Source organism: Kitasatospora sp. NPDC086009 (assembly GCF_044540385.1).
In the GTDB taxonomy this organism is placed as follows: domain Bacteria; phylum Actinomycetota; class Actinomycetes; order Streptomycetales; family Streptomycetaceae; genus Kitasatospora.
Genome location: NZ_JBITSA010000024.1, coordinates 65,582 through 78,203 on the forward strand (window position 1 = coordinate 65,582; position 12,622 = coordinate 78,203).

13 protein-coding genes are annotated in these 12,622 nt (G+C 69.8%); 4 read left to right on the top strand and 9 right to left on the bottom strand.

The window, feature by feature from the left end; translation table 11 throughout:
• Positions 1-329: 329 nt before the first annotated feature.
• The 9 genes from ACIF6L_RS34920 to ACIF6L_RS34960 all read right to left on the bottom strand — a co-directional run bounded on the left by ACIF6L_RS34920 (position 330) and on the right by ACIF6L_RS34960 (position 10,375).
• Entirely contained in the window at positions 330-638 is a 309-nt protein-coding gene (locus ACIF6L_RS34920; RefSeq protein WP_396491542.1) for a hypothetical protein, read from the bottom strand.
• Positions 639-995: 357 nt separating this feature from the next.
• Entirely contained in the window at positions 996-1,850 is an 855-nt protein-coding gene (locus ACIF6L_RS34925) for a ParA family protein (RefSeq protein WP_396491541.1), read from the bottom strand.
• A 313-nt stretch (positions 1,851-2,163) separates the two neighbouring features.
• Complete coding sequence (locus ACIF6L_RS34930; protein WP_396492643.1) at positions 2,164-3,597, bottom strand: ParB/RepB/Spo0J family partition protein; 1,434 nt, start codon at positions 3,595-3,597, stop codon at positions 2,164-2,166.
• 300 nt (positions 3,598-3,897) lie between these two features.
• Positions 3,898-5,826, bottom strand: a complete 1,929-nt coding sequence (locus ACIF6L_RS34935; RefSeq protein ID WP_396491647.1) for a hypothetical protein — start codon at positions 5,824-5,826, stop codon at positions 3,898-3,900.
• A 1,366-nt stretch (positions 5,827-7,192) separates the two neighbouring features.
• Entirely contained in the window at positions 7,193-7,570 is a 378-nt protein-coding gene (locus tag ACIF6L_RS34940) for a hypothetical protein (protein ID WP_396491646.1), read from the bottom strand.
• Complete coding sequence (locus ACIF6L_RS34945) at positions 7,567-8,172, bottom strand: WhiB family transcriptional regulator (RefSeq protein ID WP_396491645.1); 606 nt, start codon at positions 8,170-8,172, stop codon at positions 7,567-7,569. The genes ACIF6L_RS34940 and ACIF6L_RS34945 overlap by 4 nt, the downstream gene beginning before the upstream one ends.
• A complete protein-coding gene (locus ACIF6L_RS34950) occupies positions 8,172-8,369 on the bottom strand; it encodes a hypothetical protein (protein ID WP_396491644.1) in 198 nt (65 codons plus the stop codon). Before ACIF6L_RS34950 ends, ACIF6L_RS34945 begins: the two co-directional genes overlap by 1 nt.
• Before the next feature lie 138 nt (positions 8,370-8,507).
• Positions 8,508-9,947, bottom strand: a complete 1,440-nt coding sequence (locus ACIF6L_RS34955; protein ID WP_396491643.1) for an AAA family ATPase — start codon at positions 9,945-9,947, stop codon at positions 8,508-8,510.
• Between the two features lie 86 nt (positions 9,948-10,033).
• Positions 10,034-10,375, bottom strand: coding sequence for a hypothetical protein (locus ACIF6L_RS34960; protein ID WP_396491642.1), 342 nt, complete (start codon positions 10,373-10,375; stop codon positions 10,034-10,036).
• Positions 10,376-10,797: 422 nt separating this feature from the next.
• Between ACIF6L_RS34960 and ACIF6L_RS34965 the strand changes: the two genes are divergently transcribed.
• The 4 genes from ACIF6L_RS34965 to ACIF6L_RS34980 all read left to right on the top strand — a co-directional run bounded on the left by ACIF6L_RS34965 (position 10,798) and on the right by ACIF6L_RS34980 (position 12,589).
• Positions 10,798-11,091 carry a hypothetical protein gene (locus ACIF6L_RS34965; protein ID WP_396491641.1) on the top strand — a complete coding sequence of 98 codons (294 nt, stop codon included), beginning with the start codon at positions 10,798-10,800 and terminating at the stop codon, positions 11,089-11,091.
• A gap of 181 nt (positions 11,092-11,272) precedes the next feature.
• Positions 11,273-11,563 carry a hypothetical protein gene (locus ACIF6L_RS34970; protein WP_396491640.1) on the top strand — a complete coding sequence of 97 codons (291 nt, stop codon included), beginning with the start codon at positions 11,273-11,275 and terminating at the stop codon, positions 11,561-11,563.
• 43 nt (positions 11,564-11,606) lie between these two features.
• Positions 11,607-11,975 (top strand): hypothetical protein, encoded by a 369-nt coding sequence (locus tag ACIF6L_RS34975; RefSeq protein WP_396491639.1) that lies wholly within the window; start codon positions 11,607-11,609, stop codon positions 11,973-11,975.
• Between the two features lie 107 nt (positions 11,976-12,082).
• Positions 12,083-12,589 (top strand): hypothetical protein, encoded by a 507-nt coding sequence (locus tag ACIF6L_RS34980; RefSeq protein WP_396491638.1) that lies wholly within the window; start codon positions 12,083-12,085, stop codon positions 12,587-12,589.
• Positions 12,590-12,622 lie beyond the last annotated feature (33 nt).

Below are 12,622 nucleotides of genomic sequence, written 5' to 3' on the forward strand. Positions count from 1 at the left end.
GGGCGTGCCCGGCCCGCTTCGGGCGCCGGTGCTCGCGGCTGTCGAACTGCGTGTCAACCACTCGGGGCGGTCGAGCTCGTTCAGAAGCCGGACCGGATCCGCAGTCGGTTCCCCGGGCCGCCGCCGTGTCGTCATTGTGTGTTCGCCCCCTGCCTCTGCCGCCCGCCCCGCGGTGGCCCGGGGGCGCCGAGGGCGCCGAGCATCAGGCCAAGGGCGTAGCGGAATGATCACATCCAGGCATATGCCGACGCCCATCATGGCAGACAGGGTTCCGGATGAGGAGGTTCCAAACTGAACAAACTCGGCGTGGTCGGTAGCCGTACAGGCACTCAGAGCTGATCAGGGGCTTGGATTCCCTCGATGAGCAGGCCCCGCAGGTAGGTTGCCGCGTCTGCCGCGACCTCGCCGGCGGCCTCGGCTCCGTCCAAGAGCAGAGCGAATGTGGCAAGTGCGATGCGGTGGGGGTCCGCCGTACCGATGTCCTTGAGCGTCCGGCCCTGCTGGGTATAGATCTGCTCCCAGAACTCGGCAGCGGTGCCCTGGTCGGTGCTGACCGTGCCGACCCGCCCGGTCCTTCTCCTCAACGGGGTCACCGTCGCTACGAACTCGTGATCCGGTTCTGGGGCCAGGCCGGGCATGGGAGTCTCCTCGTCCGGCATCACGGGGGAAGGCACGCTCGGGCCGCCGGTGAGCGCCGGGCCAGGGCTAGCGTCGCAAACGATCTAACGATCGCGCCATACCCGCAGGCCTATTTGGCGCTTAAGTGACGCTCCATCTAGACCTCGGTGGCGCAGTGTAGCTAAGGGTATGGAGATGCCCCCGCACCGAGAGGTTCAGATTGTTTACCGACAACGAACCACACGCTACGGGGGCACTGAGAGTCCCCACGGGCCGCCCCTGACGAGGCACACGCCCGTGAATACACGGCGAGTGTAGCCCGAACCGATTTCACGCGGTACCCGCCTGATGGCGGGTACCGCGTGATTGCGCGGCAATCAGCTGCGACTGAAGCCGAGCGCCTTGACCACCGCGGCGTAGTCGGTGGTGACCTCGTCGGCGCGCGCGTAGAAGGGGAGCGCCTTCTGGTGGGCGTAGGCCTCGGGCACCTTCGTCGATCGGCGGATGGTGGGGAGGAACCTGTCCTGGTAGGCCGTGGCCGCTTCGGTCTTCGAGTCGTCGTAGACGGCACCGGCGGAACGAGTGGTCGGAACATCGACCATGAGAACACCGGTCATCTGCGGATTCGCGCCGTTGGCAGCGAAGGTGCCGGCGATGCGGTTGATGTTCTGCTCGATCCGGGTCAGCGCGCGAAGTTCCTTCCACCCCGGCTTCACGCAGACGATGACCTCGGTGGCGACGACGAGTGCGTTCACGACGACCAGCCCAAGGTTTCCCGGGCAGTCGAGCAGGATGACGTCGTAATCGTCGACGACAGGAGCGAGTACCTGCTGGAGCCACATCTCCCGCCCCATACGGGTGGTGAGGAGCTGTTCGGCGTTCTCCAGTTCAACGGATTCGAGGACCAGGTCCAGGCCGTCGATCGGCTTGCTCTTGGGGTCCTCTACGGGGCCGGCATAGGCGGGCACGATGGCGTCGCGGAGCTTGACGGCTGGGTCGGTGAGTACGTCGTAGAGGGTGCTCTGACCAGGGATCTCGTCCGGCGCGTCGTAGCCAAGGGCCGCGGATCCGTCGCATTGCGCATCGAGGCCGACGAACAACACCTTCAGCCCGTATCGCGCGAGCCAGGCCGCGATGGTGACCGCCGAGGTGGTCTTCCCCGCTCCGCCGGCCTGGTTGATGAAGGCGATGATTCGGGTGCTGGTGGTCTTGTTGAGGTACTTGGCCGACACGAGGTCTCCCACGGAATTGGGGCACTGCGCTACCGACGCGTGCCTTCGAGATGATTGCGCGGCAATCACTCACGCCCTCAGCTGGGCACAATCTTGTGTCCCAGGGAGAGGTGGTGTGCTGCGCAGGTTCGTCCGGGTTGCGCGCCGGGCGGGCGGCCTTGGGGCCAGCCGTTGGCAGGCGGCTCTCGGCGGCCGGCATGTGGCACGGCGGGCGAGTAAGGACGTGAGGTTCGACGGCACCGTACACCGGCTTCCAACAAGGCGCCACCCACCCCGCCGATGAATCACTCGGCGGGGTGAACGGTAGGACCTGTCAGCCGCCGCCCAACAGGTTGCGGAAGGTGTCGATCTCTTCTGCCGTCAGTGCGTCGAGAACCGCCAGCGCCACCTGCTCAGGACCACCGCTGAGAGTCACTACCCGGGTGGCTGGTTCCATGGGGTCCTGCTGAGCCGACTCGGGCTCCGCCGTGGCCAGAACGGGTGTGCCGTTGTCCGGCAACGAGGTGGCACTGCCTGCCGGCTCAGCCACGCCTGCGCTGACAAGGGCCGGGACAAGGGCCGGCAGAGGTGATTGCGGCGCAATCACCCCGCCCGCCGCGACCCGGTCGGCCTCAGTGGCGGCTCGCTGGGCAGGCATCGACCCCTCAGCAACAGCCGCGCCCGTACCGGTGGCAGTTGGCGGGGGTGATTGCGGCGCAATCACCCCGTCTGGCGTCGCCTGGCCCGCAGCCGTCACGACTGCTCCTTCGGGGCTGCCTGTCGGCTCAGCCGCGCCCGCGCTGACGACGGCCGGCGAAGGTGATTGCGGCGCAATCACCCCGTCTGGCGTCGCCTGGCCCGCAGCCGTCACGACTGCTCCTTCGGGGCTGCCTGTCGGCTCAGCCGCGCCCGTACCGGTGGCAGTTGGCGGGGGTGATTGCGGCGCAATCACCCCGTCAGCCGCTGTCTGGCCATCGCCCGCTGCCAGACGTTCGGCCGCCAGTTCGCGAAGGACCGTGGTCACGTCATCCGTGGTGAGTTCACCGCTTCGGCGGCGGGTTGCTACCGCCACATCCTCCCTGCTGAACTGGCCCTTCAAGAACGCGCGCTGCGCCTCGTGGGTCAGACGCGCCAGCATCTCGGCAGCGAACTTGAGCGTGAGACCGGTATCGCGCTCGCCGCTCCAGTGGTCATCAACGGCATCTTGGAGCTCGGAAATCAACTTCAAGAGGGCGATGCGCTGCGAGATGTAGGTCTGCGAGATCCGCTTGTTGGTCTCGGCGCCGAGCCGCTTTGCGAGACCACGCTGGGACAGAGACAGCTCAGTCAGCGCCCGCTGAAACTCCTCGCCTTCCTCAACAGGGGTGAGGGGCTCGCGCTGGAGGTTCTCCTGAAGTGAGGCGATGCGGATGTTCTTGACTTCGAACACCACGTTGATCGCAACACGGGCCAGGCCCGCAGCCTTCGCTGCTTCAAGACGGCGGTGACCGCCGAGCACAACGTAGGGCTTGCCGGCCTGGGTGACAGCCTCGGTGTGCTCGGGGTGGTGCTTGAGGTAGTGGTCGGCCGGGACGACAGTGAGTGCCGTGTTCAAGCCGTCCGTTGCGATGGTGGCGGCCAGCGCCTCGATGTTCCGCAGCCGTTTGCGGCCGTTGGTCGGGCTGGGGAAGAGATCATCAACGCTGGCGGTCGGCTGCCTGCTGGCGAGTTGCTGGGCCTGGGATCGAGCGGCCATGAGGTTGCGACCGCCGAGGCCGGATGTGGCCATGGGTGTTCTCCGGAGGGGGACAGGGGGACTCTCGGGCGTGAGCTTAGCTCCCGGGTCACTGCTCGTCGGCGGCCCGGTAGTGATTGCGGCGCAATCACTCGGGACGGCATTACGGGCAAACTGCTCATTTCGAGGTGAGGTCGAACCTCGGCAGGAAGCGGCGGCGAGCAAGCTCAAGCGCGCGTTCCGGAACAGTATGTCGCCTCTGCCTGGCTTCTGATGCCGCAATAGCCGCTTCAGCGCGTCGCCTGCTATCGCAGCCACTGGGGGTGCAGTGATTGCCGCGCAATCACTCGGGTGCTAGTCACGGAGCCCAATCAGATGCTCGGCCTCCGTGGCCTCGGCGTCCGACCAGGCCCTGCCCGACGGCGTGCTGTCGAGCTCCCAGCCGTCCAGCCAGTCACGGCGCGGGGCGTTGGTCGGCGCGTCCAGGCCGCGCCACTTCGCGTCGTCCTCCGCCCATCGAGCGAAGGCCTCGGCCGCTGCCCGCTCCGAGGGGGTCGGGCGGGGGTCGCAGTACTGGCAGAGTTCGCCAGGAACGGTGGGCCGGCCACAGGTACCGTTCTTGCCCTCGCACTCCGGGTGGACAGTGTGGTTCTTCGCCTGGTTGACCGTGCGGTTCGCGGCCTCGGTGCTGCTGTGGCGGGGGCCTACCTCGTCCAGCCACCAGGCGTGACGCTCGGCGAGCCGGTGGGCGTTGGAGTCGGGCTCGTCGACGAGGCCGGCCCGTCGCGGCTGGGGAACCGGTCCGGCAGCAGCAGTACGCAGCCGGCCGGCCACCACGGCGCCGATGCTGGTCGTGACCTCGGCCGGGTGCGGGAGAGGCTGGCCGTCCAGCAAGGCGTCGATGTGCTGCGGGGTCCACCCGATAGCCAGCAGGCCGTCAACGACGACGCCCTGGTCCTCGAGAACGATTCCCCTGACCTGCGACCAGCGCGGGTCACCGAGAGCCAGCCGGGCGCAGATCGACCCGAGCAGTCGGGTGCCCTCGGTGATCCGCATCGGCTGGGTTCGGAGCGCCGGCTTGGACTTGGCGGCAGGAGATTCGGATCCGTCCGTTCGGCCTACCTCCCGCACCTTCTGAACGGACAGTTCACCATCGAGAGTTGTAAGGGGAGCGTCCTGTTCCGGCAGAAGGGGACGCCGGTCCTGACCTGCGGCGATTCGGTGTTTGTGCAGGTCAGAACCAAAGTTGATCTTGAAGGGTCCATTCGGCAGAAGGGGACGCCGGTCGAGACCGGCAAAGAGGTCGTCGGGAAGGGGCGCCTCAAGGTCTTCCAGCGCGGCGAACCCGGCCTTCGCGGTCGCGACGGCAGCCACGATCGGAACGATGCACCACCGGCTCAGTCCCACCCGGCCACTGCCCTCGCGCAGCTGCTCCGTGGTCAGCACCCCGGCCTTCCGCATCCGGGCGACCGCCTTCCGAGTGCCGCCGGCCGAGAGACCCCACAGGCCGGCCAGCACGGCCTGGGTACCGAAGAAGACCCCCTCCGTGTACTCGGCGGCGGCCAGGAGCAGACGCCAGCGGTCGTCCGGGCCGAGATCGGTGACGTCGCGGTCGGAGAGCAGCGCGGCGGTCCAGCGGATCAGAACGGCGCACTGAGCGGCCGTCATCCGGCGGCGGGTGCCATCTGCCGTGGCGTCGGTGATCGAGCGGACGCCAACCCGGTAGACGGACAAGGACCCGTCGTCGCGGCGGGTACGGCCGGTGGTCCGCAGGTACCCGAGACCCGAGACACGGCGGAGGTAGTCGCCGGCGGTCTCGGCGTCGACGCCGAGGAGGGCGCCGACGCGGCTCAACCCCGGGGTGGCGTAGCCCTGGCTGTTCGCGTGGGTCACGTAGAGGTGGGCGGTGAGGCGCTCGCCTGCGCCGAGCCGCGCGAGGTGCTGGTGGCCGTTGGTGTATCGGACGATGGTCCGGATCATGGCGGCCTGCTCGGGCGCGAGGGAGAGAGCCGGCAGGCCGCTCTCGGCCTCGGCCTTGGCTACCCGGGCGCGGATGCGCTCCAGAGCGCCCTGCGTGGCGGGAGCCGTTCCGCGGGGGGAACGAGCACGGGACGGAGAAGATCCATTCCCTGCGGTGTCGAACTGGAATTCGAATTCAGAGTTCGACGTGTCCTCATCCGGGACGGTGTCGGCGTCGGAAATGTCCCCCGTCAGGGTGGAGATTCGGCCGACATCGACGATCTGGCCGGCCTCGACCTGACAAAGGGCATGCGGATCCTGCATTATGGCGTTGCTCCTTCGACCTGTACGAGGGCGCAGAAAGGCCCACCCTCGGCGGCTCCTGATTTCGATCTAGGAGCCGGCTGTGTGGTGGTTCTTGGGGAACCAGAAGGACCCGCTCCGGGAAGTGGAGCGGTGAGCGTTGTCCCGCGGACCGGGGTGGAACCTGGTCGCGGGCCCTAGTCGGACAGCTGGGCAGAGGCGGGAACCTCGGCACGGCGGCACCGGCAGTGACATGGCGGCTGTGACGGGTGCGGGAACACCCGGACGGCCGGGCGGTGTGGAAGTCCCCCGGGAAGGGGACAGCGGATCACCGCCCAGAGACTCAGCTCAAGGCGATCAGCCCCCAACGGGGAATCGCACCTACGGGACAGCCGATCCGGAAACGCCACCAGGGCGACATCGGAGCGGACACCTGGGGGATGGACAGAGCCGGGGGAAGATCCGGACGAATAGCCTCAGACACGACGAGACCCACCCGACCGACGCGGAGACTTCACGCGCGCGGGGTGGGTCTTCTTGCGTCCCCCGGGGGGAACGCGGGTACCATCGATCACGTCGAGACTTCCGTTCTGGTCTTGGCGCCTTCCACCCCGAGCATCCTCCCCAGCGCCGGCAAGCTATCTGGGATCCCGAGGACTCGGGGTTTTGGCGTTCCTGTGCTCTGTCAGTGGGGGTCATCAAGATCACCGATCTCTGACCCGGTACCACACTACCGTCCGTCACACCTCGGTGGCGACTCATCAGCACCAGCGCGCCGATTCTCTATCCACAGGGGTGAGTCCGATCATCATCCGATGACCCTACCGTCTGGTCAACCCTCGGCGAGCCTTAATAACGGGCCCGGTCCGATCCCTTCCTCAGGTCCAATGCAGACCTTTCACCTGCGGAAACGGGCCGACCCAAGATCCTCCTATCTGGGGTGTGAGGGTTCACGGTGCAGCGTCTCCCGCGCGGCACCGCTGCAAGGCCGGGCGCGCCGACCGTTCCTCTGTTCGGCCCCCTCATCCCCCCTTCGGGCATCCGTACGATCCGGCCGCCATCCGCGCTGCCCGGCGCCGGCCGACCCGGGCCGCCGACGCCACCGGAACACACTTCTCGCAGCGGCAACGCTGATTGACGTACCGGCTCTCCCGCCCGTGCCGCGCCGGACCCCGGCGTGCGGCCCGGCCGGCCCTCTGCGCCTCCTTCAACGCCTGCCGGAACGTCGCCTCCTGGCGGCGCAGCCGGTACACCGGGCCGACCGACAGGCCGATCTCGGCGGCCGCCGCCCTCAGACTCATCCCCGACCCCACCGCGGTGAGCAACTCGGAGATGCGCTCCTGGTCCTCGATGGTGAGCAGCGGTGGTCGGCCCGGACCGCGGGCGCTCAACACGGGGACCTGGCGGTGGCTGGATCGCCGAGCAGCGCGGCCGCGCCCAACGCCCGGGTGGCCTTGCGGGCCATCAGGTCGTAGCCGGCCTCCCGCAGCCGGGCGGTGACGTCGGCGAACTCGGCCGGGTCCCATCCGGTGCCGCGCCAGCGCCGGGCCGCGGAGGCGGTGGCGGCGCTGGCGCCGGCGAGGAAGAACGCGGCGTCGCGCTCACGGCCGGCCGGGAGGTCAGGCAACAGCAGGTCGAGCAGGCCGTCCAGGCCGCGGGCGTGCTCGACCAGGCCGAGGACGAGCAGGCCTTCGAGGACCTGGGCGGTTCCGGTGACCAGCACCGCGCCGGCCTGGTCAGCGCCGGTGACCGTCCGCGCGTTCACGCGGCTCGCTCCAGGGCCTCGCGGGCAAGCCGGCCGAGCTCGGTGACACGGGCGAGGACCTCCGGGATCCGTTCGTACCCCTCGTCGACCAGGCCCAGGCGATCAACGATGGCCCGGTAGGTGGAGCACGCGGTCGTGTAGGGGGTGGAGATGGCGGCCGCGGCCTCTCGCAGGTTGCCGTTCGCGTAGAAGACCGCGCGCAGCAGGTCGGCCTGGTAGGGCGTGCGAACGACGGTGCCGTCGGGTTCGGCGGGCGGCTCCACCAGCCGGTGCGAGGTGGAGCCGGAGGCCTCGGCCTGAACGGCGGCCAGCCGGGCCAGCCGGCGGGCCCTCTTGCGGCGAATGGAAGCGCGCTGCTCCTCGTCGAGACCGCCCCAGACGCCGTACGGTTCGCGGTGGTCGATGGCGTAGCTGGCGCAGGCCCTGACGATGGGGCAACCGGAGCAGTGGGCCTTGGCTACCCCGATGTGCTTGGCGTCCGTGGACCACCAAAGGTCGGCGTCGAGTCGGCCGGGCGCGCATGCCCGCTTGTCGTAGCCGGGGTGTGCGGTCAGCGCGTCGAGGGCGTTCAGACGTTCAGTCGCGGCTTGGGTGGTGGGCATCAGACGTCTCCCTTCGGGGGTCGATCGCCGGCGGGCCGGCGACGGTTGAGGTGCTGGGCAGTCACGTCGGCCTCGAACCGGGCGGTCAGCGCGGCGGCGCGGGCGGTGGCGCTCTCCCGGCGGGCCCGGCGCAGCTGCAGCCAGCCGGCTGCGGCCAGGGCGAGGACAAGGAGGGTGAGAGGGGTGGTTCGGCGCACGGCGGCGCTCCCGGGGGCGGTGGGGCCGGGCCGGACGGTTGGGGGCCGTCCGACCCAGTCGCGGCGGGTGGTGGTGCTGGCCCCGGTCCGCAGTCGGGCAGGGGCGTCCGGGACGACGGGCCCGGTTCCGGTGGTCGGTCAGGCCGGAGAGTCGGCGAACAGCGAGGCCGCCTTCAGCTCCTCCTGGCGCGAGTGGATGAGATTCCGCAGGGTCCAGTACCGGCCATCGGTGCAGAACACCCGCTCGTCCAGCACCGACCGCTCCACGGCCCGCGTCCAGGCCTCGATCAACCTGAACGGCTCGTCCCAGGCGCCCGGGGCTCGCAGGAGGGTGACGACAGCGGCCTTGGACAGCTCGGTGGGGTCGGTCTCGCCGACGACGGGGATCTCCTCCGGGAGACTGGCGGCGGGGGTGTCGGACCGGCCACCGAAGGAGGGCGGCGGTTCGTCCTGGGGCGATCGCGCCGGGGTTGGCGCGGGGGAGGAGGGGGTTGCGGCGGTCGGGGCGGGCGGCTGTGTTCGGGCGGGGGGCGTCGAGCGCCGTGCCTTCTCCTCGTTGGCCCGCAGCGTCTCCAGACGACGGGCGACCAGCACCCCGAGGGCGATCGGGTCCCCCTCCCGCTCCTGGTGGTTGTCGACCCGGCGCGGCACGATGTTGTACGCCGCCATACCGTGGGCCCGGGTGTCGACCAGCTGGCCGCGGAGCCGTTCCAGGTCGGGGATGGTCGCCTCCATGTCGTAGGCCCGGGTGTAGAACTCCGCCTTCGGCGCGCAGTCGATCCCGTCGGCCGCCCACTCGGCGATCTGGCCGCCGATCTCGCGGACCGGCCGCTCGGTGAGCTGCAGAAGCTGCCCGTCCAGGGCCCGCAGGTGACTCTTCGTCACGACGGCCTGGTGGTCGCCGCCCGGCAGCAGGCTGAAGCAGATGTCGAACAGCGACTCGACGTTCTGGCGCTGGTCCAACTTCGTGCCGTGTCGGCGCGGCACCGTACGGCCCGAAGCCGTCTCCTCCAGCACGGTCTCGGTGATGGCGTTGACGGTGACGATGACGTGGCCAGGGTAGGCGAGCAGCGCGTCGGCGACCATTCGCTCGCGCGGTCGGACCGCAGTCCAGCCAGCCGCGTTGCCGGGCAGCGGTTGCTTCCGCTTCGCGGCCTCCGCGTTCGCCTTCGCCGTTTCGGCGTCGGCGAGTTCCAGCAGGCCGCCGGGGCCGGACCAGAACGGGCTGTAGGTATCGACGATGACGACGTCGCAGCCCCTGGTGCCCAGGGTGTACAGGGCCCAGTAGAGGTCCTCAGGCCGAAACGAGGTCAGCTCCAGGACCGCGAACCTGAACTCGTCGGCGTAGCGCTGGCTGGCACCGCCGGAGGTGTCGATCACGCCGATCCGGCCTTCGGGGCCGACCAGGCCGACCGCGAGGTCCAACGCGTTCCACGTCCGGCCGGAGCCGGGCGGGCCGTCGATCATGATGCGCGCGGGACGGGCCTGCCGCAGCGCGAGGCGCAGCTGGTTGTGCATGAAGGTGTGCGGAACCAGGGCCCCCGTGGTCACGGGGGCCCCGTTGGCTGTCGCAGCCATGGGGACTCTCTCCTATGCGGTTGTGCGAGGGCGGGGGTACGGGCCCGGTTGTCGGTGGTCAGGCGCCGGATCCCCGCGGTGACGCGCTACTCCTCGGCCGGGTCGTCCATGCCGAGGAGGTGGCGTAGGTGCTGCTCGACGAGGGTGGAGGGGTTGACCTTGAAGCCGTGCTCCTCGGCAGCGTCCTTGCACCGTTCGGTCAGGCTGTCCCAGAACTCGTCCTCCTCCCACTGGACCAACTTCGCCTTGGTCTCCCCGGAGCCACGGACGGCACGGCGGGGCGGCTGCGGGATGAGGTCGCCGGCCAGGAACTGGTCCCAGGCCTGCCGGGCGTAGACGGCCAGGTCCTCGCCTTCTGCCCGCGCCCGGTCCTGGGCGCCCTCCTTCACCTCCGCGGCGAGGTAGATGGAGCGGGCTCGGGACGTCACCGTCTTACCGGGGGCGCGCCGGCCACGGGTCGTACGGGCGGATGCGGGTGGTTGGTCCTTCGGGGACGCGGGCACGTAGAGATGTCCTCTCGGGGGTCCGCGCCGGCCTGTCTTGGGCGGCGCGATCACAGCGGTCGACATGCCCAGTCTCCTATCCGTGTAGCCGCACGCACCTCACCGGGTGCGATCTGCGGCGGCCGGGCGCTCTGCCCGGTGTCCACACCCTGACATAGACAACTTCCTAAGAGCAAGTTGTTTAGGCTAGGATCCGAAGCGTCCACCACCCCGAGAACGACAAAGGCCGCCACCCTTCAAGGGCAACGGCCTGAGCGCGGGGTTGCGACTCCCGCACGACGCGTGCAGCGTAACCCGGACCCTTTTCATAACGCCACCCCTGTTTTCACCACGAGCACGGAGGCACCGTGAACGCCACCCCGAGCACCCTCCTGGACAGCGCGCTTCAGAAGCTCGTCCACCTGGTCCACGACCAGCAGCCCATCCAGATCGGCCCCGACCTCATACACCCCGTCAAGGTGACCATCACCCACAAGGAGATGGAGCGCTCCGCCCTCCCCCACGTCGTCACCGTCCAGCTCAGTGGCCGGTTCGACGGAACCACCATGACGAACACCTACGACCTCGAGCGTCACGAATGGCCGGACTTCGTCACCGCACTCGTCACCGAGAGCGCCCCCACTTGGTGGACCGGCCGATAGCTACCTCCAGCCGCCCCTTCGTGAACGGGCAACCGGCGGAAGGCCTCCCCTGCGCTCCGGCGGGCGACTACGCTGCGCCTGGGCCGGATCGGCCCGGGAGAGGGGACCCGTTGCGATGACCTACCGATACCGCCCGCCGCCGCCCCGCCCGCCCCAGCGGCCCCGTCCTCCTCTACTCGCCGTGCAGCCGGCCGGTAACCAGCAGAAGGCGGTGGCGGCCGTCCTCGCCCTCGTGATGCTCGCCTTCGTGGCGATCCAGCTGTGGAAGCTGGCCCAGCCGACACCGTGGGGGGAGTGCACCGAGTACCGGACTTCCGGGAGGGTAGTCGGGCGGGAGACACGCGAGCCCCGGACCTTCAGGCAGGACGACCGCGGCCGCGTCTGCGAGGACCCGGCCGACCGCCGGACCGGCACACCGGTGCTTCCGCCCGACCCGGCCGAAACGCTCCCCCGGGACCCGGACCGAGCGTAGGGCCGGCCACGCCCGATGGGGTTCGCCCGTAGGCTGTGCTCCCGTGCCTGATGACATCGCGATCCCCGACGACCTGATCCAGCTGGAGCTCGCGGCCCGGGCCGCGCAGCGCGCAGCCGAGGCCCGGGAGAAGTTCCCGGCTCCCGACCAGTGGCTGGAGCGGCTTTGCTGGCCCGGCGACGTCCCCGCGGGCGGTCTGCAGGAGGGACCCGCCCACTCGTTCTGGCCGCCGGAGCTCGCCGAGCAACTGGCGAGGCTGCGGGAGGAGGCTGTCACCGCCTGGAGGCGGGTCAGCGACCACCCCGCCTTCGCCGACGCCCGCCAAGCCGGCCACTACCCGAGATTCCTGGACACCCTGCACCGGCGCATCCGCGAGGCCGAGGGCCCCGCGGCCGGATCGCCCGCGGCGTAGAGCGGCGGTAGCGCCCGGCGTTGAGCGGCCCCGATCTGCAGGAGCAGGACCGAGTGCCCACCCCAGCCAGCCCCGCCGAACACACACCCTGACCCTTGGGAGCGCCGATGACCACCACCCCCACCGATCTCGCGGCCGGCAAGCCGCTCACCGACAACGCCGGCCACAGCATCACCCTCAACCTCCTCGCCACCGCCCACCTCCTCGCCGCCTTCGACACCGACCGCAGCACCCGCGCGCTGTACAACACCCCCCACCCCGCTCACTGGTCCCTCACCCTGGAGGACCCCGACCCCGAGGCGCCGATCATCAACGCCTACGGGCTGCGCTACTGCATCGAGATCGACTCCGAGGCCGACCTCACCGTGATGCGGATGTGCATCGTGCGGGGCTGCGACCAGCAGCTGCTCGGCACCGGCTCGCTGCTCACCCTGGTGTGTCACGAGCACCTGGACATCCCCTCGGAGATCGCCGAACTCGCTGGGGAGATTCCGCGCGCCGCCCGCCTGCGGGCATGGGAAGAGCAGGCGCAGGAGAGGATCCTCGACGCGCAGGGCGAACTCCGGCACATCCAGCAGCTGCGAGCGGAAGCCACTGTCCAGCAGGGGTCGTGACGCCCTGTCACCCGCGGACCCTATGGTGAATGC

What these genes read in the sequence shown, in the direction of transcription:
- ACIF6L_RS34980 (WP_396491638.1), top strand. Translation starts at nt 12,083, where the DNA reads ATGACCACCACCCCCACCGATCTCGCGGCCGGCAAGCCGCTCACCGAC.
- ACIF6L_RS34945 (WP_396491645.1), bottom strand. Translation starts at nt 8,172, where the DNA reads ATGCCCACCACCCAAGCCGCGACTGAACGTCTGAACGCCCTCGACGCG.
- ACIF6L_RS34955 (WP_396491643.1), bottom strand. Translation starts at nt 9,947, where the DNA reads ATGGCTGCGACAGCCAACGGGGCCCCCGTGACCACGGGGGCCCTGGTT.
- ACIF6L_RS34920 (WP_396491542.1), bottom strand. Translation starts at nt 638, where the DNA reads ATGCCCGGCCTGGCCCCAGAACCGGATCACGAGTTCGTAGCGACGGTG.
- ACIF6L_RS34930 (WP_396492643.1), bottom strand. Translation starts at nt 3,597, where the DNA reads ATGGCCACATCCGGCCTCGGCGGTCGCAACCTCATGGCCGCTCGATCC.
- ACIF6L_RS34935 (WP_396491647.1), bottom strand. Translation starts at nt 5,826, where the DNA reads ATGCAGGATCCGCATGCCCTTTGTCAGGTCGAGGCCGGCCAGATCGTC.